The organism is Enterobacter sp. BNK-22 (assembly GCF_048684805.1).
Taxonomy (GTDB): Bacteria; Pseudomonadota; Gammaproteobacteria; order Enterobacterales; family Enterobacteriaceae; genus Enterobacter; species Enterobacter quasiroggenkampii.
Genome location: NZ_JBLQTT010000001.1, coordinates 4,569,887 through 4,592,250, shown reverse-complemented (window position 1 = coordinate 4,592,250; position 22,364 = coordinate 4,569,887). Strand labels below are relative to the sequence as shown.

The following is a 22,364-nucleotide window of genomic DNA, read 5'->3' as shown; positions in this document are numbered from 1 at the left end:
CAAAATAATACATTTTTCTTTCATTGTGAGATCTAACTAACACTTTAAAACCTTTCAAAGTGATTATTATTAGCCGCAGATAGACAAAAACAAACGCCCTACAGGAGAGAAGAATGATAGAAACCATCACCCACGGCGCCGAGTGGTTCATCGGGCTGTTTCAGAAAGGCGGAGAAGTGTTCACCGGCATGGTGACCGGGATCCTGCCCCTGCTGATCAGCCTGCTGGTTATCATGAACGCGCTGATTAACTTTATCGGGCAACAGCGTATTGAACGCTTCGCCCAGCGCTGCGCCGGAAACCCGCTGTCCCGCTACCTGATACTGCCCTTTATCGGCACCTTCGTGTTCTGCAACCCGATGACCTTAAGCCTCGGCCGCTTTATGCCAGAGAAGTACAAGCCGAGCTATTACGCCGCCGCCTCCTACAGCTGCCATTCGATGAACGGCCTGTTCCCGCACATCAACCCCGGCGAGCTGTTCGTTTATCTCGGGATCGCCAGCGGCCTTACCACGCTTGGCCTGCCGCTCGGCCCGCTGGCGGTGAGCTACCTGCTGGTCGGTCTGGTCACCAACTTCTTCCGCGGCTGGGTGACCGACCTCACCACCGCTATTTTCGAGAAAAAAATGGGCATCCAGCTTGAACAGAAGGTCCATCTTTCAGGAGCCACAGCATGAACCGGATCCGCATTGAGAAAGGCACGGGCGGCTGGGGCGGCCCGCTGGAGTTCGACGCCACCGAAGGCAAAAAGATTGTTTACATCACCGCGGGTACCCGCCCGGCAATCGTCGACAGGCTGCGCGAGCTGACGGGCTGGGAAGCGGTCGACGGCTTCAAAGAAGGGGAACCGCCGGAGGCGGAAATCGGCGTGGCGGTGATCGACTGCGGCGGCACGCTGCGCTGCGGCATCTATCCGAAGCGCCGCATTCCGACGGTAAATATTCACTCCACCGGGAAATCCGGCCCGCTGGCGCAGTACATCCTCGAAGACATTTATGTCTCGGGCGTCAAGGAAGACAACATCACCCTGGTGAAGGGGACGTCTGCACCGCAAAAAGCGGCTCCGCGCGAGTACGACACCAGCAAGAAAATTACCGAGCAGAGCGATGGCCTGCTGGCGAAAGTCGGGATGGGCATGGGTTCCGCCGTGGCGGTGCTGTTCCAGTCCGGGCGCGACACCATCGACACGGTGCTGAAGACCATTCTGCCGTTTATGGCGTTCGTCTCGGCGCTGATCGGCATCATCATGGCCTCCGGCCTGGGCGACTGGATTGCCCACGGCCTCGCCCCGCTCGCCAGCCACCCGCTTGGGCTGGTGACGCTGGCGCTGATCTGCTCCTTCCCGCTGCTGTCGCCGTTCCTCGGCCCGGGCGCGGTGATTGCTCAGGTCATCGGCGTGCTGATTGGCGTGCAGATTGGTCTGGGGAACATTCCCCCGCACCTCGCCCTGCCCGCCCTGTTTGCCATTAACGCCCAGGCAGCGTGCGACTTTATCCCTGTGGGGCTGTCGCTGGCGGAAGCACGCCAGGACACCGTGCGCGTGGGCGTGCCGTCCGTGCTGGTCAGCCGCTTCCTGACGGGCGCGCCGACGGTGCTGATTGCCTGGTTTGTTTCCGGCTTTATTTATCAATAAGAGGTGCCTGCCATGACCGTGATTTACCAGACCACCATTACCCGCATCGGCCAGAGCGCCGCCGACGCGCTGAGCGACCAGATGCTGATCACCTTTCGCGAAGGGGCGCCTGCTGATATCGAAGAGTTTTGCTTCATCCACTGCCACGGCGAGCTGAACGGTGAGCTGAAGGCCGGGAGCCAGCTGGAGCTGGGCGAGGCGCGCTATGCCGTGACCGCCGTCGGCGACGTCGCTGAACAAAACCTGCGCGAGCTGGGCCACATCACCCTGCGTTTCGACGGCCAGCCGCAGGCGGAGTATCCCGGCACGGTTCACGTTGAGGGTCCGGTTCCGCAGGCTGTCACCCCAGGCTGCACGTTAAAATTTGTTGCGTAATTAAGGAGATAGACATGAGTCAGGTTGCCGTTGTCATTGGTGGGGGACAAACCTTAGGCGAGTTCCTCTGCCGTGGGCTTGCCGCAGAGGGTTACCGCGTGGCGGTAGTGGACATCCAGAGTGAAAAAGCCGCCCGTGTGGCGGACACCATCAACACCGAGTTTGGTGAAGGAATGGCGTACGGGTTTGGCGCCGACGCCACCAGCGAGCAGAGCGTGATGGCGCTGGCCCGCGGCGTGGACGAGATTTTTGGCCGTACCGACCTGCTGGTCTACAGCGCGGGAATTGCGAAAGCGGCCTTTATCAGCGATTTCGAGCTGGGGGATTTTGACCGCTCGCTGCAGGTCAATCTGGTGGGCTATTTCCTCTGTGCCCGAGAGTTTTCCCGTCTGATGATCCGCGACGGCATTCAGGGGCGCATCATTCAGATCAACTCAAAATCAGGGAAAGTGGGCAGCAAGCATAACTCCGGCTACAGCGCGGCGAAGTTTGGCGGCGTGGGGCTGACGCAGTCTCTGGCGCTGGATCTGGCCGAATACGGTATTACCGTTCACTCGCTGATGCTCGGCAACCTGCTGAAATCGCCGATGTTCCAGTCCCTGCTGCCGCAGTACGCCACCAAGCTCGGCATCAAAGCGGAAGAAGTGGAGCAGTACTACATCGATAAAGTGCCGCTCAAGCGCGGGTGCGATTACCAGGACGTGCTGAACATGCTGCTGTTTTACGCCAGCCCGAAAGCCTCGTACTGCACTGGACAGTCGATTAACGTCACTGGCGGGCAGGTGATGTTCTGAGTTCATTCCCCGGTGGCGCTGCGCTTACCGGGGCTACCATCCCCGCAGGCCGGGTAAGGCGCAGCCGCCACCCGGCCATTAAAGGAGCAGATATGGTTACCGCACTCATCACCGTCGCCGCCCTCGCCTGGCTCTGCCAGATGGCGTTCGGCGGCTGGCAAATCCACCAGTTTAACCGCGCGTTTGACGCCCTGTGCCAGAAAGGCCGCGTGGGCGTCGGACGTTCCGGCGGACGTTTTAAACCACGCGTCGTCGTGGCTATTGCGCTGGATGAAAACAATAACGTCTGCGATTCCCTCATCATGCGCGGCATGACCGTCTTTGCCCGTCCGGTGAAAATCCAGGCAATTAACGGCATTTCGCTGCAGGAATTGCAGCCTGATGTGATCTTTCCCCATGATCCACTCTGTCAGAATGCACTATCATTAGCGCTTAATCTGAAACATGGATAATTTCGTTGTGAAAGATATAGACTTGCGAAATTATCATTTCGCAACCTAAGGAACGAAGCGCCTATGAAACCTCGTCAGCGCCAGGCGGCCATTCTTGAGCATCTGCAAAAGCAGGGAAAATGCTCGGTAGAGGATCTGGCCCACTACTTTGACACCACCGGCACAACGATACGCAAGGACCTCGTATTGCTCGAAAACTCTGGCGCCGTCATTCGAACCTACGGCGGCGTGGTGCTCAATAAAGACGAAGCGGACCCGCCTATCGACCACAAAACGCTGATCAATACCCACCAGAAAGCGCTGATTGCCGAAGCCGCCGTAAAATTTATCCACGATGGCGACTCCATCATTCTGGATGCCGGCAGTACCGTCCTGCAGATGATCCCGCTGCTCAGCCGCTTTAACAACATCACGGTGATGACCAACAGCCTGCACATCGTCAACGCCCTGTCGGAGTTCGACAGCGAGCAGACCATCCTGATGCCCGGCGGCACCTTCCGCAAAAAATCGGCGTCGTTTCACGGACAGTTGGCGGAGAACGCCTTCGATCACTTCAGCTTTGATAAACTGTTTATGGGCACCGACGGCATCGATCTGAACGCGGGCGTCACGACGTTCAACGAAGTGTTCAGCGTCAGTAAAGCCATGTGCAATGCCGCGCGGGAGGTGATTTTGATGGCAGACTCGTCGAAGTTTGGCCGCAAAAGCCCCAACATTGTCTGTAGCCTGGAAAGTGTTGATAAGCTGATTACCGACGCGGGTATCGATCCGGCGTTCAAAAAAGCGCTGGAAGAGAAAGGCATCGACGTGATCGTAACCGGAGAGAGAGATGAGTGATTTTCTGTTAGAAACGGGCCGCCAGACGCTGATGCTGGAGCTGCAGGAAGCCAGCCGCCTGCCGGAACGTCTGGGCGAGGATTTTGTCCGCGCCGCCAACACCATTATCCACTGCGAAGGCAAAGTGATCGTGGCGGGCATCGGTAAATCCGGCCACATTGGCAAAAAGATTGCCGCGACGCTGGCCAGCACCGGCACCCCGGCCTTCTTCGTGCATCCTGCCGAAGCGCTGCACGGCGATCTGGGAATGATTGAGAGCCGCGACGTGATGCTGTTTATCTCCTACTCCGGTTCGGCGAAAGAGCTGGATCTCATTATTCCGCGCCTGCAGGAAAAATCGGTCGCCCTGCTGGCGATGACCGGGAAATCCCGCTCGCCGCTGGCGCTGGCCGCCAAAGCGACGCTGGATATTTCCGTTGAGCGTGAAGCCTGTCCGATGCACCTCGCCCCCACCTCCAGCACCGTGAATACCCTGATGATGGGCGACGCGCTGGCGATGGCGGTAATGCAGGCGCGCGGGTTTAACGAAGAAGATTTCGCCCGCTCGCATCCGGCGGGGGCGCTCGGGGCACGCCTGCTCAACAAGGTTCACCACCTGATGCGCACTGACGATGCGATTCCGCAGGTCAAACTCGATACCAGCGTCATGGACGCGATGCTGGAGCTCAGCCGCACCGGTCTGGGGCTGGTTGCGGTGTGCGATGACGACGGGTACGTCAAAGGCGTATTCACTGACGGCGACCTGCGCCGCTGGCTGGTGGGCGGTGGCAAGCTGGAAACCAAAGTGTCGGACGCCATGACCCAGGGCGGGCTGACGCTGAACGCCGAGAGCCGCGCCATTGAAGCCAAAGAGGTGCTGATGAAGCGCAAAATCACCGCCGCACCGGTGGTGGATGACACTGGCAGGCTGTGCGGCGCCATCAACCTGCAGGATTTCTATCAGGCCGGGATTATCTAACCCTTCAGCCCGAGACGCTTCGCCAGCCGGTGCAGGTTGGCGACGTCCATCTCCAGCGCCCGGGCGCACGCCGCCCAGTTGCGGTTGTTCTGATCCAGCGCGCGGATAATCATCTGACGCTGAAATGCCTCTGTCGCGTCACGCAGGTTTTCGCTCGTTATCTCCGGAGCTGCATGGGCAATCGTGGGTGCGGTTTCATCATGCTGCGCAAAATGCCGGGCATGTATAACCACTTCATCACCCGAACGCGTTGCTCGCGCCAGCACCACCGCACGGTGAATCGCGTGTTCCAGCTCGCGCACGTTGCCCGGCCAGCCGTAGCTCAGCAGATGCGCCCTCGCACCCGGGCTTAACACCACGCGGGAAAGCCCCATCCTGAGACGGCACTGTTCGCAGAAATAGCCCGCCAGCAGCAGCACGTCGTCCCCGCGCTCGCGCAGCGGCGGCACGGTGAGCGGGAACACGCTCAGGCGGTGGAACAGGTCGGCGCGGAACTGCCCGGCCAGCACCGCCTCACGCAGGTCGCGGTTGGTCGCCGCCAGCACGCGCACATCCACTCTTAAGCTGCGGTCATCGCCCACACGCTGGATATCGCCGTACTGTAATACGCGCAGAAGTTTGGCCTGTAGCGACAGGGAAAGCTCGCCTATTTCATCCAGAAACAGCGTACCGTTATCGGCCATTTCGAACTTGCCGCTGCGGTTGCTGATGGCGCCGGTAAACGCCCCTTTGACGTGACCAAACAATTCGCTTTCCGCCACGCTTTCCGGCAGCGCAGCGCAGTTGAGGTACACCAGCGGATTGACCGCGCGCGGCGACGCTTCATGAATCGCCTTCGCCACCAGCTCCTTGCCGGTGCCGGTCTCCCCGAAGATCAGCACGTTCAAATCGGACGCGGCAACAATCTCAATCTCTTTTTTGAGCTGCGCCATGCCCGGCGAGAGGCCAATCATCTCCGTGTGCGTGACCTGCTCAAACGCCGCCGGGCTGCCGGGAAGGATATTCTGGCTCTCCAGCTGTTCAATCAGCAGCGCGTTGTTAAGCGCCCCGGAGGCCAGCGCCGCAATGAAGCGCAACTCTTCATCGCTGAAAGTATCGAACTGGTCCGGCGACATGCCGTCGAGGGTTAACGCGCCAATCAGGTTTTGCCCGGCAAACAGCGGCAAGCCAATACAGGCGTGCACCTTCAGGCTCTCCTGTCCGGGAATCAGCCCGTCATACGGGTCGGGCAGATCGCTGTCCGCCGGGAAACGCACCACGTCACCCGCGCGGGCAATGGTCTCCAGACGTGGATGGCCTTCAAGGGTAAAGCGCCGCCCGAGCACGTCCTTCGCCAGGCCGTCGATCGCCAGGGGAATAAACTGCCGCCCTTCGTAGCGCAGCAGCGCCGAAGCGTCGCACGCCAGCACGTGGCGCAGCGTGGAGATCAGCCGCTGAAAGCGGTCCTGATGGCCGATACCGGTTTGCAGCTCAATGGCGATCTTCGCCAGCACGTCTACGGAAAAGCTCATTTCTGCCTCGCTGTCATTTTGACAATGCATATTGTCATAGTGACACTGCTTTTGATAGTCAAAATGACTACCCATTACGGATCATTAAAATATAAATATATAAAAATCAATAAATTAAAAGTTGGCACGCAGCTTGATATAAGCAAACCATCCTATTTTGAAAAACGCGATATTACGCTGAGGTTTGCTATGTCTATTCTGGTTAAAAATAACATTCATTGGGTGGGTCAACGTGACTGGGAAGTGCGCGATTTCCACGGGACGGAATATAAAACGCTGCGCGGCAGCAGCTACAACAGCTATCTCATCCGCGAAGGAAAAAACGTGCTGATCGATACCGTCGATCACAAGTTCAGCCGCGAGTTCGTGCAGAACCTGCGCGGTGAAATCGACCTGAACGCCATCGACTACATCATCATCAACCATGCGGAGGAGGATCATGCCGGTGCCCTGACCGAGCTGATGTCGTATATTCCGGACACTCCGATCTACTGCACCACCAACGCCATCGACTCGATCAACGGTCACCACCACCATCCGGAGTGGAACTTCCACACCGTGAAAACGGGCGACGCGCTGGATATCGGCAATGGCAAGCAGCTGATCTTCGTGGAAACCCCAATGCTGCACTGGCCGGACAGCATGATGACCTACATGACCGGGGACGCGGTGCTGTTCAGCAACGACGCCTTCGGCCAGCACTACTGCGACGAACGCCTGTTTAATGACGAAGTGGATCAGACCGAGCTTTTCGAGCAGTGCCAACGGTACTACGCCAACATCCTGACCCCGTTCAGCCGTCTGGTCACGCCAAAAATCACCGAGATCCTCGGCTTTAACCTGCCGGTGGAGATGATTGCCACCTCTCACGGTGTGGTGTGGCGTGAAAACCCCACCCAGATCGTCGAGCTGTACCTGAAATGGGCGGCGGATTATCAGGAAGACCGCATCACGATCTTCTACGACACCATGTCCAACAATACCCGCATGATGGCGGACGCCATTGCCCAGGGCATCAACGAAGTGGACCCGAACGTGGCGGTGAAAATCTTCAACGTGGCGCGCAGCGATAAGAACGAGGTATTAACCAACGTTTTCCGCTCTAAGGGCGTGCTGGTGGGCACCTCCACCATGAATAACGTGATGATGCCGAAGATTGCCGGTCTGGTCGAAGAGATGACCGGCCTGCGTTTTCGCAACAAGCGCGCCAGCGCCTTTGGCTCCCACGGCTGGAGCGGCGGCGCGGTAGACCGTCTCTCTACCCGTTTACAGGATGCAGGGTTTGAGATGTCGATGAGCCTGAAAGCGAAATGGCGGCCGGATATCGACGCCCTGGAAATCTGTCGCCAGCACGGCCGTGACATCGCCCGTCAGTGGGCGCTCGCACCGCTGCCGGAAACCACCCCCGCCGCGGCGGTTGCGCCGGAAGCCGAAGCAAAAGCTGCCGCTGCCGACCTCGGTCCTTGCATGCAGTGCAGCGTATGCCAGTGGATTTACGACCCGGAACGGGGCGAGCCGCTGCAGGATGTCGCCCCAGGCACGCCGTGGAGTGAGGTGCCGGACAACTTCCTCTGCCCGGAATGTTCCCTCGGGAAAGACGTCTTTGATGAACTGGCAGCGGAGGCAAAATGAACCACGGCATCGTCATTATCGGCTCGGGTTTTGCCGCCCGCCAGCTGGTAAAAAATATCCGCAAACAGGACGCTAACGTGCCGTTGACGGTGATCGCCGCCGACAGCATGGACGAGTACAACAAGCCTGATTTAAGCCACGTCATTAGCCAGAACCAGCGCGCCGACGATCTCACCCGCCAGACGGCGGGGGCGTTCGCAGAACAGTTTAACCTGCGTCTGTTTCCGTACACCTGGGTCACCGATATCGACGCCGACGCCCGTCTGGTGAAAGCGAAAGATAAAACCTGGCAGTACGACAAGCTGGTGCTGGCCACGGGTGCCTCTGCGTTTGTGCCGCCGGTTGAGGGCCGCGAGCTGATGGTCACGCTCAACAGCCAGCAGGCGTATCAGGCCAGCGAAACGGAGCTTCGCGACGCCACGCGGGTGATGATTGTCGGCGGCGGGCTGATCGGCACCGAACTGGCGATGGATTTCTGCCGTGCGGGTAAATCCGTCACTCTGGTCGACCACGCGGCGAGCATTCTGTCAGCGCTGATGCCCGCTGAAGTGAGCAGCCGCTTACAGCATCGCCTTACCGACATGGGCGTCCATCTGCTGCTGAAATCGCAGCTGCAGAGCCTGAGCAAAACCGACAGCGGCATACGTGCAACGCTCGACCGCAACCGCAGCGTGGAAGTGGATGTGGTGATTGCGGCGACAGGGTTGCGCCCGGAAACGGCGCTGGCGCACCGCGCAGGCGCCGAAATTAACCGCGGCGTGAAGGTAGACTGCTACCTGCAAACCACTCAGCCGGACATTTATGCCCTGGGCGACTGCGCGGAAATTAACGGCCAGGTGCTGCCCTTTTTACAGCCGATTCAATTAAGCGCGCTGTCTCTGGCGAAAAACCTGCTCGGCGGCAGTACGCCGGTGAAATTACCCGCCATGCTGGTCAAAGTGAAAACGCCGGAATTACCGCTGCATCTCGCAGGCGAAACGCAGCGTCAGGATCTGGACTGGCAGATTGCCCTTTCGCCGCAGGGCATGGTGGCGCGCGGCATCGATGCTGACGGTCAGATGCGCGCCTTTGTCGTCAGTGAAGACAGGATGAAAGAGGCCTTCGCCCTGCTGAAATCGCTCCCTGCTTAACCCTCGTAATGCCGGGTGGCGCTCCGCTTACCCGGCCTACATGCAGACCCGTGCAAGTGTAGCGCCGCCGGGCTGGGTCGTTCAGGAACGTACCACCAGCGCGTCGTAGCCGCGCCAGCGGTAATTCGCCATGGAAATCAGCCAGCAGGCGACAAACAGACCCACGACGACAAACCCGGCGTTGCCCAGATTGTCGTTCACCGTGCCAATCAGATCCCAGAGGCCGCCGGTGAGGGCAAATTTATCCATCAGCAGACCCAACGCTTCCAGCCCGCCGATAAACAGCGCCACCACCACGGAGGTGCCGGTGATGGTCATGTTGTAGTAGAGCTTGCGCTGCGGCTTGTTAAACGCCCAGCCGTAGGCGCCGACCATCAGCAGGTTGTCGAGGGTATCCACCAGCGCCATGCCGCTGGCGAAGAGTGCCGGAAAGATCATGATTGACCACACCGACATCCCGCTGGACGCGCTGGCGGCAGAGATCCCCAGCACGCCGATCTCGGTGGCCGTATCAAAGCCGAGACCAAACAGGAAGCCAACCAGGTACATCTGCCAGCTTTTATTGACGAGGCGGAAGGTCTTGCCAAACAGCCAGTTCATTACCCCGCCCTGAGCAGGTAGCGTGATGTCGTCCTGCACGGGCCTGCCGTGTTTCAGCGCCTGAAAACTGCGCCAGACGCCGCGCAGGATCACCATATTCACCAGCGCCATCGCCAGCAGGAAGGTCGCGGAAACGGCGGTACCAATCAGGCTGCCGGTTTCGTGGAACCACGCCATGTTCTTCTGAAACGCCGTGGCGGTAGCGGCGATGGCAATGGAGGCCAGCACCACGATGGTGGAGTGGCCCAGCGAGAACCACGCCCCCACGCCGGACGGGCGTTTGCCCTGCTGCATCATCTTACGCGTCACGGTATCTATGGCTGCAATGTGGTCAGCGTCCACCGCATGACGCAGTCCGTAGCACCACGCCAGCAGGCTTGCCGCCATCAGCGCCGTGCTGCCGCTAAAGGTGTGCCATGCCCATCCCCAGGCCAGCAGGTTTGCCATTACCAGAGCCAGCAGCAGAAGCGCGGCGCGAGGTTCATTGCGTAACAGTCGTAACATTTTTAGTCCTTTGTAAACATGACCGGGCAGCGGCGACCACCGCCTGCCCGAAGGAGATCGCTCCGTCACCTGCGGGCAGGCGCGAAGGAAAAAGAAGCGTAAAGTCAGAAAGATAATGACGCAGACGCGCGCGCAGCAGACGGTTGTGTAATACCCCGCCGCTGAGACAGATTGTCGACAGCGACTGGCGCCGGGCATGAAACGCGGCGAGCTCCGCCAGCCCTTTTGCCAGCGCATCGTGAAACGCCCAGGCGCGCACGCAGGGTTCCGCCTGCCAGCTCAGCCACTGCTGCCAGAAAAGCGCGAGGTTATCCACTTCCAGCGTCACCGGATGGTCGACACCCGCGCACTGCGATGCCAGGGCTTCCAGCCGGCAGGCCGCTTCCCCTTCGTAACGCTGCGTGTCGATGCCGAGCGCACAGGCAACCGCGTCAAACAGGCGACCACAGGAAGAAGCTCGCGGCGCGTTGATGCCACGCTGGATCGCCGTCGCCAGCAACGGCCAGTTCTGGCGCTGAACCGCATGGGTTTCCGGGTACTGCTGCCAGTCGGGTACAAACGCCAGACAGTGGGCGAGCAGATTACGCCACGGCTGCATGGCCGCCAGATCGCCGCCCGGCAGCGCAACGGCAGGCAGACCACCCAAATGCGCATAGTCGAGATAGCTGACCCGCAGGCACTCTCCGCCCCACAGCGCGCCGTTTTCCCCCATACCGATCCCGTCCAGCGTCAGGGCGATAACGTCTCCGCCATCGCGCGGCCAGCCGTTTTCGGCCAGGCACGCCGCGGCGTGAGCGTGATGGTGGTGTACCTCTTCAAGGGGCAACGCCTGCGCCTGCGCCCACTGACGAGCGCGGTACCCCGGATGGGCATCGCACACCACGCGCTCCGGCTGGAAGGCGTAAATGTCCTGCATCACCGACAGCGCGGAACGCCACTGCGCTTCCACCCCCTCGTCACGGAGATCGCCAAAATGCTGGCTCAGCACCGCCTGATTCCCACGCACCAGGCAGAAGGTGTTTTTCATCTCCGCCCCGGTGCACAGCATGGCGGGGATATTGTCGAACCCGGCAGGCAGCGTGATGGCATCGGGTACAAAACCGCGCGCGCGGCGCAGCATCGCACCGTCCCGATCCATCACCGAATCGTCCATCCGCTGCAGAATATCGCGGTTATGCAGCAGGAAACCGTCCGCGATGCCGCTGAGCTCATCCAGCGCCTGCCGGTTGGTGATGGCAGGCGGTCTGCCGCTGAGGTTGCCGGAGGTCATCACCAGCGGGCGCTGGCAGTCCATCATCAGAAGGTGCTGCAGCGGGTTCGCAGGGAGCATGATGCCGACGGTATCCAGACCGGGTGCAATACCTTCCGGGAACGCGGGCAGCCAGGCTTTTGGCGTGAGCACAATGGGTGCGGCGGGTGTGCGTAGCAGCGTCTGAACCGTCTCCGGCAGGTCATCCGCATGCGGGATCATCACTGCCAGCGGCTTCGCGGGCCGCTGCTTGCGTGACCGAAGCGTCGCGACCGCCTGCGGGTTACGCGCGTCGCAGACGAGGTGAAAGCCCCCCAGCCCTTTGACGGCAACAATACCGCCGCTTTTCAGCATCGCCACCGCCGCGCGCAGCGCAGCGTCGCGCTCAGCTGTCACGTCGCCCGCACGCCACATAAGCGCGGGCCCGCAGTCCGGGCAGGCGACCGGCTGGGCGTGAAAACGGCGGTCGGCAGGATTGCGGTACTCGGCTTCACACGGCCCGCAGAGCGGGAACGGCGCCATTGCCGTGGCCGGGCGGTCGTAGGGCATGGCGCGGATAATGGTAAACCGCGGCCCGCAGTGGGTGCAGTTGATAAACGGATAGCGATAACGGCGTTCGCGTGTGTCGCCCATCTCAGCCAGACACGCCGGGCAGGTCGCCGCATCGGGGACAATCTGGGTGTCCATCGTCCCGGCCGCGCTGTGGCGGATGGTAAAGTCCTCCGGCACGCGCGCCCAGGTAAACGGCTGCGCTTCCACGCGGTCAATGCGTGCCAGCGGCGGGCAGTCCTGATGCAGCCTCGCGGTAAAGGCCCCCCCATTACCCGCGAGGCGCACCAGCACGCCCTCTCCGTCATTGCAGACGTCACCGGTCAACTGAAGCGCCTGCGCCAGTTGCCAGACGAAGGGACGAAACCCGACGCCCTGCACTTTGCCGCGCACCCGCAGCTCAACGCCGTTGCTGCTCATACGGCTCAGAACAGCAGTGATGACGAGGTGTCGAACGCCGCGCGACGGCGCTTTTCGGCGCTCATCTGCTCAAGCTTGTCGCGATCCACGCAGACCAGCGCGTGTGTCGGGCAGGCTTCCATACAGGCCGGGCCGGCCTCACGGTGGTAGCACAGGTCACATTTGTTGGCTTCGGCTTTGTCCGCGCGCACGCTCAGCCCCATACCGCTGTTGCGCACTACCGGACGGACCACCACCTCCATCGCGCCATACGGACAGGCGACCACGCAGGTTTTGCAGCCAATACAGCGCTCCTGCATCACGTGCACAAAGCCTTTCTCGCGTTTAATCGCCCCGTTCGGGCAGACGTTCGCGCACGGTGCGTCTTCGCACTGGCGACAAATGGCGGCGGTGGAAATATTCACGCCTTTGATGACGTGGATGCGCGGCAGGAAGGTGTCAGGGGTAAGCGACGCGCAGTCCTGCTCCGCCTGATGGGAAACCACGCACGCCACTTCACAGGTACGGCAACCAATACACTTACTGGCATCGGCCATAATAAAACGGTTCATCTGCTTCTCCAGCATTACAGTTATGCGCGGAGATATTCATAAACCGTGCCAATAATTAACTTATTGATTTTATTTGATTTTAAAAATTAAAGCGGTGCCGTCATCGTCACTTATGACGATGACGGCTGTCGACATCAGCGGTGCGGGCCGTCAATAACCGAGTCGCGCAGGACAAGCTCGCCGGAGAAGGTTTGCTGATATTTAAACTCACCGCCGTCGAGCATGAAGATCAGGCGGCTGATGGTCTCTTTGATCATCTCCGTTACCGGGATGCGGACGCTGGAGAGCGACGGCACAATGTAAGGCGCGATGGCCACATCGTCGAAACCGATCACCGACACTGCGTCCGGCGTGGCCACGCCGCTGTCGTGCAGTTGCTTCATGGCACCGATGGCCATATCGTCATTGCTCGCCACCAGCGCCGTAAAGCGCTCACCCCGAGCAAGCAGTTCGGACACCGCCGCCGCGCCGCTGGCGGGGTTCCACTTCCCCTGCGCAATCAGCCCCTCGCGCAGCGGAATACCGTGCTGCGCCAGCGCGTCCTTATAGCCGGAGAGACGCTCAACCCCGGTGGGAGAATCCAGCGAGCCGGTGATAAAGGCGATCTCACGATGCCCTTTCGCAATCAGTTGTGACACCGCGTCCTGGCTGGAGGCTTTATGATCGGACCACACGCTGTGGCTGCTGTTTTTCCGCAGGCGGCGGTTGAGCACCATAATGGGCTGCTCGCACTTCTCGACGATCTCATCCATCTCTTCCACGCTCAGAAAACGCGGATAGATGATCACCGCGTCGCAGCGCATATCGAGCAGATACTGGATCGCCTCGCGCTCTTCATCGGCGCTGTGCTTGCCGTCCGCGAGGATCAGCTGCCGCCCTTTCTCCTCCGTCATGCGCGCCGCGTGAAACAGCAGCTCGCTAAAGTAGACGCCGTGATACAAGGTGTTCGTCACCACCAGGCCCAGCGTCTGGGTACGTTTGGTCGCCAGGTTGCGCGCCAGCAAATTTGGGCGATAGCCGCTCTCTTCAATGGCCTGAAACACCCGATCTTTGGTCTCCTGGCTGACATAGCCATTGCCCGACAGCACCCGGGATACCGTCGCTTTCGAAACGCCTGCCCGCTTCGCCACTTCAAGCATCGTGGTCATGTTGTTATTCCGTCTGAATCTGATGGAGCGCAGTGTACTGCACTGCAGAAAAATTGTCGCAGCGGCGACATCACGCTTTGGGTTCCTGCTGGTGATCGGCGTCACGAAATAAAAAAATGGTCAAAAAGCGATCTTGTTTCATTCATAAAAACTCATGATGATTATGTGGAACCGGTTTCCTACATTTCACACAACGATAACAGGATCACATCCGATGGCCAAAAATTACGCTGCGCTGGCGAACGACGTTATCAGCGCGCTGGGCGGCAAAGAGAACATCGTCGCCGTCACCCACTGCATGACGCGACTGCGTTTCGTTCTGAAAGATGAAACCCTCACCGACGCCGCGCGCCTGAAAAGCATCAGCGGCGTGCTCGGCGTGGTGCGCAACGACAACCAGTGCCAGGTGATTATTGGCAATACCGTCTCCCAGGCGTACCGCGAGGTGGTAAGCCTGCTGCCCGCTGACCTGCAGCCCGCGGTGCCGGAAGGCCCGCAAAAGCTGACGCTGCGCCGCATTGGCGCCGGGATCCTCGACGCGCTGATCGGCACCATGTCCCCGCTGATCCCGGCGATCATCGGCGGCTCGATGGTCAAGCTTCTGGCGATGATCCTTGAGATGACCGGCGTGCTGCCCAAAGGCGCGCCGACGCTCACCATTTTGACCGTCATCGGCGACGGCGCGTTCTTCTTCCTGCCGCTGATGGTGGCGGCCTCGGCGGCGGTGAAATTCAAAACCAACATGTCGCTGGCGATAGCCATTGCGGGCGTGCTGGTGCACCCGAGCTTTATCGAGCTGATGGCGAAAGCCGCGCAGGGCGAGCACGTTGAGTTCGCGTTTATCCCGGTGACGGCGGTGAAATACACCTACACCGTCATCCCCGCGCTGGTGATGACCTGGTGCCTGTCGTACATCGAGCGCTGGGTGGATCGCATTACCCCGGCGGTGACGAAAAACTTCCTCAAGCCGATGCTGATCGTGCTGATTGCCGCCCCGCTCGCCATCGTGCTGATTGGACCGCTGGGCATCTGGATCGGTAGTGCAATTTCCGCGCTGGTCTACACCATTCACGGCTATCTGGGCTGGCTCTCCGTGGCCATCATGGGCGCGCTGTGGCCGCTGCTGGTCATGACCGGCATGCACCGCGTGTTTACGCCAACCATCATTCAGACCATTGCCGAAACGGGCAAGGAAGGGATGGTGATGCCGTCGGAAATTGGCGCCAACCTGTCGCTCGGCGGTTCGTCGCTGGCGGTGGCGTGGAAAACCAAAAACCCGGAGCTGCGCCAGACGGCGCTGGCGGCGGCGGCCTCCGCCATCATGGCGGGGATCTCTGAACCGGCCCTGTACGGCGTCGCAATACGTCTGAAACGCCCGCTGATTGCAAGCCTGATCAGCGGCTTTATCTGCGGCGCGGTTGCCGGTATCGCGGGTCTTGCCAGCCACTCGATGGCGGCACCGGGGCTGTTTACCAGCGTACAGTTCTTCGACCCGGCGAACCCGATGACCATCGTCTGGGTGTTTGGCGTAATGGGTCTGGCAGTGGTGCTGTCGTTTGTTCTGACCCTGATACTGGGCTTTGAGGATATTCCGGTCGAAGACGACGCCGAAAAAGCGCGCGCCCTGCAGACCGCACCGGTACAGAACAACGCAGCAAAAGCATAAATTGAAAGCGAGGTAAGAATGTCTGTTTTTCCACAAGGATTTTTATGGGGCGGCGCGCTTGCCGCCAACCAGAGTGAAGGCGCTTACCGTGAGGGCGGCAAAGGGCTGACAACGGTCGATATGATCCCCCACGGCGCGAACCGCCTGGCGGTGAAGCTCGGTAAGGAAAAGCGTTTTTCGCTGCGTGACGACGAATTCTACCCGAGCCACGAGGCGATTGATTTTTACCATCGCTATAAAGAGGACATCGCCCTGATGGCGGAGATGGGCTTTACGGTGTTCCGCACCTCGATCGCCTGGAGCCGCCTCTATCCGAACGGCGACGAACCGCTGCCGAACAAAGAGGGTATTGCCTTTTACCGCGCGGTGTTCGAGGAGTGCAAAAAATACAACATCGAGCCGCTGGTGACCCTCTGCCACTTCGACGTGCCGATGCACCTGGTGACGGAGTACGGCTCCTGGCGCAACCGCAAAATGGTGGATTTCTTTGCCCGCTATGCCCGCACCTGCTTCGAGGAGTTTAACGGGCTGGTGAAATACTGGCTGACCTTCAACGAAATCAACATCATGCTGCACAGCCCGTTCTCCGGCGCGGGGCTGGTGTTTGAGGAAGGCGAAAACGAAGACCAGGTGAAATACCAGGCCGCGCACCACGAACTGGTGGCGAGCGCGCTGGCGACCAAAATCGCTCACGAGGTGAACCCGGAAAACCAGGTCGGCTGCATGCTGGCGGGCGGTAACTTCTACCCCTACTCCTGCAAGCCGGAAGACGTGTGGATGGCGCTGGAGAAAGACCGCGAGAACCTGTTCTTTATCGACGTGCAGGCGCGCGGCAGCTATCCGGCCTATTCTGCCCGCGTGTTCCGCGAGAAAGGCGTCGTGATTGTTAAAGACCCGGGCGATGACGAACTGCTGAAAAATACCGTCGATTTTGTCTCGTTCAGCTATTACGCCTCGCGCTGCGCCTCGGCGGATATGAACGCGAACAACACCAATGCGGCGAACATCGTTAAATCTCTGCGCAACCCGCACATTCAGGTGAGCGAATGGGGCTGGGGCATCGACCCGCTCGGCCTGCGCATCACCATGAACATGATGTACGACCGCTACCAGAAGCCGCTGTTCCTGGTGGAAAACGGCCTGGGGGCGAAAGATGTCGTTGATGAAAACGGCGAGATTAACGACGACTACCGCATCAGCTATCTGCGCGAGCATATCCGCGCGATGGGCGATGCGATTGAGGACGGCGTGCCGCTGATGGGTTACACCACCTGGGGCTGCATTGACCTTGTCTCGGCCTCAACCGGTGAGATGAGCAAGCGTTACGGGTTTGTGTACGTCGACCGCGACGACGCCGGGAACGGCACGCTGGAGCGGAAACGCAAGAAATCGTTCGGATGGTATAAGAAGGTGATTGCGAGTAACGGGGGGGATCTCGAGTAGCCTGTTGCCCTCACCCCAGCCCTCTCCCACAGGGAGAGGGAGATGGGTTTGGTAGGCCGGGTAAGGCGAAGCCGCCACCCGGCACTGCTCAGAGCTGAGAAAAACCTCCATCCCCAACCCACCCGGCTAGTCGTGAATACACCACCTCCACCGCCTCCTTCACCGGCGGCGTCATCGGGTAATAAAATCCGACAATGTCCGGCTGAATGCCCAAAAACAGCACCTCGCCCACGTCACCTTTGATCTGATCCACCAGGTAGTTCAGCGGCATATTGTGGGTGGTCATCATAAACATCTCGGCGATGTCGTCCGGGTCAATCAGGCGGATCTCGCCGGGGTTGAGTCCCATATCGGTGGCATCGACGATTAACAGCCTGTCCGGACGCAGCTCGCGGATGGCAACCACGTCGTTTTCCGGCGCGCTGCCGCCGTCAATCACCACCCAACTGCCCTGCGGGTTCGCGGCGCACATCTCCGCCAGCAGCGGACCCGCGCCGTCGTCGCCCATCATGCTGTTGCCGACACACAGTAAAACGTCAGTCACGTAATCTCCTCACCATCAGGTAGATGGCACTCTCCTGATGAATATCATGCAGCATACCGAGCAGCGTTTTGCTCCACACCTGCTGCTCCGGGGTTTGTCTGCCGAGCGCCGCGTCAAAGGCGTTGGCGAGCATGGCAATGTGGTTCGCATCGATCACGATCTCACCATATTTCGGCACGCCTTCCATTTTGCGCCGCGCCGTACTGCCCTCCTCCAGCGTGGCAATCCACGCCAGGTATTCCGGCCACGGGCAGCTCAGTGCGGCCTCCAGGCAGTCAATCACCCCGAGGTGATGCCCAATCGCCAGGCTGTAATAGACCACCTGCTGCGCCGCATCCGGCGTGGCATCGTTCTCATCAATAAACTTACGGCTCAGCTGGCTGAACACCACCGTTTCACTCATCGGATACGCGCCTCATCGACGATGCTGTTCAGGTTCGCCACAATCTCATTGAGGCGCGGATCGTTTTCCGCCTCCAGCCAGCGTGCGACCTGATGCTCGCCCTGGCTCAGCAGGCGCAGATAGTCGTCGGCAATCTGACGGCCGTAGCGATAGCCCGCCAGCCTGCGCGCCGCGCGATCCACCTTCACCCGCAGCGGCTGCACCATATCCGGGTGCAGAATGGCCGCTGGCTGGTTGTCGAGCTCGCCCGGCTCGCGGGCGTGGATTTTCTGCTCCAGCAGGCCGAGCGCCATCGCAAAGCCGTACAGCGTGGCGGCGGGCGTCGGCGGACAGCCCGGAATGTAGACGTCCACCGGCACGATTTTGTCGGTGCCGCCCCAGACGCAGTAGAGGTCGTGGAAGATGCCGCCGCTGTTGCCGCAGGCACCGTACGAGATGCAGATTTTCGGGTCCGGCGCGGACTGCCAGGCGCGCAGCGCGGGCGAGCGCATGGCGCGGGTGACGGCCCCGGTGAACAGCAGGATGTCCGCATGACGCGGGGACGGCACCACTTTGATGCCGAAGCGCTCGGCGTCAAACAGTGGCGACAGCGTAGCGAAGATCTCAATCTCGCAGCCGTTGCAGCCTCCGCAGTCCACGCGGTAGACGTAGGCCGAGCGTTTGATTTTTTTCAGCAGCGACGCCTTCATGCTGGCGATGGATTCGTCCACCGTCATCGGCACCGGAATGCCGTTAGCGTCGCGTGGGCCAAGTAAATTTTCCATCAGCTGGCCTCTCTCATGTGGCGGGTGATATCAATGCGGTCGGACGGCAGCAGGCACTTCTGTCGCTTGCACGCCGGGCAGGTTTCAAAGCTTTCACGGTGATGCTCCGCGCGGGCGTCGCCGTTGTGCTGCAGCAGCGCAATGGCGTAGTCGATCTCTTTCTGCACGGCGAACGGGCGCTGGCAGACGCGGCAGTGGCACAGGTCAAAGCGCGACTGCTGCAGGAAATCCTCTTTCTTCCACACCGCCAACTCGTACTCCTGCGACAGGCGGATGGCGACCGTCGGGCAGACCTCTTCGCAGCGGCCGCAGAAGATGCAGCGCCCGAGGTTAAACTGCCAGGCCAGCTCGCCGGTTTTGAGATCCGTTTCCACCGTTAAGGCGTTCGACGGACAGGCGTTGACGCAGGCCGCGCAGCCGATGCACTGCTGCGGGTTGTGTTCCGGCTTGCCGCGAAAGTTTTTGTCGACCGGCATCGGCTCCAGCGGATAGCGGCTGGTCTGCGTGCCGGTTTTGATCACTTTTTTGATAAAGGTAAACATGACGAATCCTTATTTCAGCGGCGAGTTCTTACGCTCGATGCTGTAGCGCTCAAGCTCTTTGTACGGCACCACCTGGCTTTTCTTCTTGCGCACGTCCACGACGGTCATGCGGTCGGTGCAGGAGTAGCACGGGTCGAGGCTGCCGATGATCAGCGGCGCATCAGACACGGTGTTACCGCGCAGCATGTAGCGCAAGGTTGGCCAGTTGGCGTAGGTCGCCGCACGGCAGCGCCAGCGGTAGAGCTTCTGGTTGTCGCCGGTCATGCTCCAGTGAATATCGTCCCCGCGCGGCGCTTCGGCAAAGCCGAGGGCAAAGCGGTTTGGAATGTAGGTGAAGCCCTCCACCATCAGCGGGCCACCCGGCAGGTTGTCCAGACCAAAGTCGATCATATTCAGCGCGGTGAACACCTCGTTGATGCGCACCTTCAGGCGGGAGATGACGTCGCAGCCCTGCTCGCTGTGCACGGTCATCGGCAGCAGGCCATAGCCGACGAACGGGTGATCGGCACGCGTGTCGCGGGCGTGGCCGCTGGCGCGCACCATCGGGCCGACGTTACTGAAATCGCGGGCAATCTCCGGATCGAGGCGGCCAATGCCGACGGTGCGCTGCTCGATGTTGGGCGTGCTGAGCAGCATGTCCACCAGCTCCTGCACGTCGCGGCGCATCTGCTGCGCCAGCTGGCGGGTCTGGATCATGTCATCCTTCAGCAGGTCGCGGCGGATCCCGCCGATCAGGTTCAGACCGTAGGTTTTGCGCGCCCCGGTGAGGATCTCCGCCATCTTCATCGACGCCTCGCGCACGCGGAAGAACTGCATAAACCCGGAGTCAAACCCGACGAAGTGGCAGGCCAGCCCGAGGTTCAGCAGGTGCGAGTGCAGGCGCTCCACCTCCAGCAGGATGGCGCGGATCATCTGCGCGCGTTCCGGCACCACGATCCCCATGCCGTTCTCTACCGAGGTGGTGTAGGCGGTGCTGTGGGCGAAGCCGCAGATGCCGCACACGCGGCCAGAAAGAAACGTGACTTCGTTGTAGCCCATGCGGGTTTCCGCCAGCTTTTCCATGCCGCGGTGGACGTAGAACAGGCGGTAGTCGGCGTCGATAATGTTTTCGCCGTCGACGAACAGGCGGAAGTGGCCCGGCTCGTCGGAAGTGACGTGCAGCGGGCCGATCGGCACAACGTTATTTTTCTTGCTGCCCAGCTCGTTGATGAATTCGTAGGTTTCACTGTCGGTGGTCGGGGCCGGACGCTGGCGGTAGTCCATGCTGTCTTTGCGCAGCGGATAGAGTTCGTCCGGCCAGTCGTCCGGCAGCACCAGACGGCGTTCATCCGGCAGGCCAACCGGCACCAGACCATACATGTCGCGCACTTCACGCTCGCCCCAGACGGCAGCGGGCACGCGCGGCGTGACGGACGGGTATTCCGGTTTATTCGGGTCGACCTCGACGCGCACGGTGATCCAGCACTTCTCGCCCTGCTCCATCGACATCACGTAGTACACCGCGTAATTGCCGCACAGCTGGCGCTCGTCGTTACCGAACAGCACCGACAGCCAGCCGCCCTGCCGGTAGTAGAGAAACTCCACCACTTCTGGCAGATAGTTCACCTTTACGGTGACGGTGATCTGGTCTTTGGTTTGCCAGGATTCCTCCAGCACCACGCCGGGGAAAGCCTGATGCAATGCGGCGAGATACTGCTGACCTTTCTTTTCTTCAGACATAAACACTCTCTTTAATCACGCCACCAGCAAGGAGACGAACGCTAAAAATGCAAAACCAAAACCGGCCCAGGTAATGCGTGACGTTTCCACAAAACGCAGACGCGCCATGCTGTTTTCGAACAGGGCAATGACCAGCACGCCGACCAGCAGCTTGAGGACGGCAACCACGACGGCCAGCAGCAGACCGCCCGCGGAGAAGTGCGTCATCTGCCCCCACGGGAAGAAGACGCCGACAAACATCTGCAGCACCACCAGCTGTTTAAGGCTGATGCCCCACTTCAGCACCGCAAAGCCGTAGCCGCTGTATTCGGTGAGCGGTCCTTCCTGCAGTTCCTGCTCGGCTTCGGCCAGATCGAACGGCAGCTTGCCCATCTCGATAAAGGTGGCGAATGCGCAGGCGCACAGCGCCAGAACCAGCGGAAGGGAGCGGGCAACCGGCCAGTGGTATACGGTGTCGGTGATAAAGCTGATATGGGTTGAGCCCGCAACCTGCGCGGCAACCCACAGCCCCAGCAGCAGGATCGGCTCAACCAGCACGCCGAGCATCGCCTCGCGACTGGCACCGATGCCGGTAAACGGGCTCCCGGTGTCGAGACCCGCAATCGCAAAGAAGAAGCGGGCGATGGCAAACAGGTAAATCAGCGTAATCAGATCCCCGAGCGCCGGCAGCGGCGAAGCCACCGTCACCACCGGCAGCGCGGTGGCGATGGTGAGCATCACGCCCACCATCACGAACGGCGTCAGGCGGAAGACCCAGCCTGCGGCATCCGGCGCCACGCTCTGGCGAGAAAGCAGCTTGAAGAGATCGCGATACTCCTGGAGCACGCCAGGACCGCGACGGTTGTGCATCCGGGCGCGCACCACGCGCGTGATGCCCGACAGCAGCGGCGCGGCGGCAAACAGCACCAGCGCCTGAAGAATTGCCAGTAACAGACTCATG

Annotated in this window: 22 protein-coding genes; 11 read left to right on the top strand and 11 right to left on the bottom strand. The window is 60.5% G+C overall.

What is annotated here, in order from left to right; genetic code table 11:
• Positions 1–113: 113 nt before the first annotated feature.
• From srlA to gutQ, 7 genes are all read left to right on the top strand, one after another.
• A complete protein-coding gene (gene srlA, locus ACMGGE_RS21690; protein ID WP_003862164.1) occupies positions 114–677 on the top strand; it encodes a PTS glucitol/sorbitol transporter subunit IIC in 564 nt (187 codons plus the stop codon).
• Positions 674–1,633 (top strand): PTS glucitol/sorbitol transporter subunit IIB, encoded by a 960-nt coding sequence (srlE, locus tag ACMGGE_RS21685; protein ID WP_039025237.1) that lies wholly within the window; start codon positions 674–676, stop codon positions 1,631–1,633. Before srlA ends, srlE begins: the two co-directional genes overlap by 4 nt.
• Positions 1,634–1,645: 12 nt before the next feature.
• Complete coding sequence (gene srlB / locus ACMGGE_RS21680; protein WP_022649147.1) at positions 1,646–2,008, top strand: PTS glucitol/sorbitol transporter subunit IIA; 363 nt, start codon at positions 1,646–1,648, stop codon at positions 2,006–2,008.
• Positions 2,009–2,022: 14 nt separating this feature from the next.
• Positions 2,023–2,802, top strand: coding sequence for a sorbitol-6-phosphate dehydrogenase (gene srlD / locus ACMGGE_RS21675; RefSeq protein ID WP_023294411.1), 780 nt, complete (start codon positions 2,023–2,025; stop codon positions 2,800–2,802).
• Positions 2,803–2,894: 92 nt separating this feature from the next.
• The gene (gutM, locus tag ACMGGE_RS21670) at positions 2,895–3,254 is read left to right on the top strand and encodes a transcriptional regulator GutM (RefSeq protein WP_045908515.1); all 360 of its coding nucleotides are present in this window, start codon (positions 2,895–2,897) and stop codon (positions 3,252–3,254) included.
• A 63-nt stretch (positions 3,255–3,317) separates the two neighbouring features.
• Positions 3,318–4,091, top strand: a complete 774-nt coding sequence (gene srlR, locus ACMGGE_RS21665; protein ID WP_032640855.1) for a glucitol operon DNA-binding transcriptional repressor SrlR — start codon at positions 3,318–3,320, stop codon at positions 4,089–4,091.
• Positions 4,084–5,049, top strand: coding sequence for an arabinose-5-phosphate isomerase GutQ (gene gutQ / locus ACMGGE_RS21660; protein WP_008499559.1), 966 nt, complete (start codon positions 4,084–4,086; stop codon positions 5,047–5,049). Before srlR ends, gutQ begins: the two co-directional genes overlap by 8 nt.
• Here gutQ and norR read toward each other — a convergent pair.
• Positions 5,046–6,560, bottom strand: coding sequence for a nitric oxide reductase transcriptional regulator NorR (gene norR, locus ACMGGE_RS21655; protein WP_325818981.1), 1,515 nt, complete (start codon positions 6,558–6,560; stop codon positions 5,046–5,048). The genes gutQ and norR overlap by 4 nt on opposite strands.
• A gap of 189 nt (positions 6,561–6,749) precedes the next feature.
• Here norR and norV point away from each other — a divergent pair, with 189 nt between their 5' ends.
• Positions 6,750–8,192 carry an anaerobic nitric oxide reductase flavorubredoxin gene (gene norV, locus ACMGGE_RS21650; RefSeq protein ID WP_420294139.1) on the top strand — a complete coding sequence of 481 codons (1,443 nt, stop codon included), beginning with the start codon at positions 6,750–6,752 and terminating at the stop codon, positions 8,190–8,192.
• Positions 8,189–9,322 carry an NADH:flavorubredoxin reductase NorW gene (gene norW / locus ACMGGE_RS21645; RefSeq protein WP_420294138.1) on the top strand — a complete coding sequence of 378 codons (1,134 nt, stop codon included), beginning with the start codon at positions 8,189–8,191 and terminating at the stop codon, positions 9,320–9,322. The genes norV and norW overlap by 4 nt, the downstream gene beginning before the upstream one ends.
• An 81-nt stretch (positions 9,323–9,403) precedes the next feature.
• On the opposite strand, the gene ACMGGE_RS21640 is transcribed toward norW, so the two are convergent.
• The 4 genes from ACMGGE_RS21640 to ACMGGE_RS21625 form a co-directional block, all read right to left on the bottom strand.
• Positions 9,404–10,426 (bottom strand): HoxN/HupN/NixA family nickel/cobalt transporter, encoded by a 1,023-nt coding sequence (locus ACMGGE_RS21640; protein WP_111967747.1) that lies wholly within the window; start codon positions 10,424–10,426, stop codon positions 9,404–9,406.
• Positions 10,404–12,644, bottom strand: coding sequence for a carbamoyltransferase HypF (gene hypF, locus ACMGGE_RS21635; protein WP_420294137.1), 2,241 nt, complete (start codon positions 12,642–12,644; stop codon positions 10,404–10,406). The genes ACMGGE_RS21640 and hypF overlap by 23 nt, the downstream gene beginning before the upstream one ends.
• A gap of 5 nt (positions 12,645–12,649) precedes the next feature.
• Positions 12,650–13,195, bottom strand: coding sequence for an electron transport protein HydN (gene hydN, locus ACMGGE_RS21630; RefSeq protein WP_032643033.1), 546 nt, complete (start codon positions 13,193–13,195; stop codon positions 12,650–12,652).
• Positions 13,196–13,329: 134 nt separating this feature from the next.
• Positions 13,330–14,343, bottom strand: a complete 1,014-nt coding sequence (locus ACMGGE_RS21625) for a LacI family DNA-binding transcriptional regulator (RefSeq protein WP_262790554.1) — start codon at positions 14,341–14,343, stop codon at positions 13,330–13,332.
• A 214-nt stretch (positions 14,344–14,557) separates the two neighbouring features.
• Here ACMGGE_RS21625 and ascF point away from each other — a divergent pair, with 214 nt between their 5' ends.
• Positions 14,558–16,009 carry a PTS cellobiose/arbutin/salicin transporter subunit IIBC gene (ascF, locus tag ACMGGE_RS21620; RefSeq protein WP_024907719.1) on the top strand — a complete coding sequence of 484 codons (1,452 nt, stop codon included), beginning with the start codon at positions 14,558–14,560 and terminating at the stop codon, positions 16,007–16,009.
• A gap of 18 nt (positions 16,010–16,027) precedes the next feature.
• Positions 16,028–17,452, top strand: a complete 1,425-nt coding sequence (locus tag ACMGGE_RS21615; RefSeq protein WP_045908509.1) for a 6-phospho-beta-glucosidase — start codon at positions 16,028–16,030, stop codon at positions 17,450–17,452.
• Positions 17,453–17,540: 88 nt separating this feature from the next.
• Here the strand turns inward: ACMGGE_RS21615 and hycI are convergent, their stop codons facing one another.
• From hycI to ACMGGE_RS21585, 6 genes are read right to left on the bottom strand one after another with little or no spacing between them, the layout of a single operon-like run.
• Positions 17,541–17,996 (bottom strand): hydrogenase maturation peptidase HycI, encoded by a 456-nt coding sequence (hycI, locus tag ACMGGE_RS21610; protein ID WP_063622347.1) that lies wholly within the window; start codon positions 17,994–17,996, stop codon positions 17,541–17,543.
• The gene (locus ACMGGE_RS21605; RefSeq protein WP_262766796.1) at positions 17,989–18,399 is read right to left on the bottom strand and encodes a formate hydrogenlyase maturation HycH family protein; all 411 of its coding nucleotides are present in this window, start codon (positions 18,397–18,399) and stop codon (positions 17,989–17,991) included. The genes hycI and ACMGGE_RS21605 overlap by 8 nt, the downstream gene beginning before the upstream one ends.
• Positions 18,396–19,163, bottom strand: a complete 768-nt coding sequence (gene hycG, locus ACMGGE_RS21600) for a formate hydrogenlyase subunit HycG (protein WP_069720343.1) — start codon at positions 19,161–19,163, stop codon at positions 18,396–18,398. Before hycG ends, ACMGGE_RS21605 begins: the two co-directional genes overlap by 4 nt.
• Complete coding sequence (locus ACMGGE_RS21595) at positions 19,163–19,705, bottom strand: formate hydrogenlyase complex iron-sulfur subunit (protein WP_008499573.1); 543 nt, start codon at positions 19,703–19,705, stop codon at positions 19,163–19,165. The genes hycG and ACMGGE_RS21595 overlap by 1 nt, the downstream gene beginning before the upstream one ends.
• Positions 19,706–19,714: 9 nt before the next feature.
• The gene (gene hycE, locus ACMGGE_RS21590) at positions 19,715–21,424 is read right to left on the bottom strand and encodes a formate hydrogenlyase subunit HycE (RefSeq protein ID WP_420294136.1); all 1,710 of its coding nucleotides are present in this window, start codon (positions 21,422–21,424) and stop codon (positions 19,715–19,717) included.
• Positions 21,425–21,439: 15 nt separating this feature from the next.
• A complete protein-coding gene (locus ACMGGE_RS21585) occupies positions 21,440–22,363 on the bottom strand; it encodes a respiratory chain complex I subunit 1 family protein (protein ID WP_420294135.1) in 924 nt (307 codons plus the stop codon).
• Between the last annotated feature and the right edge of the window lies 1 nt (position 22,364).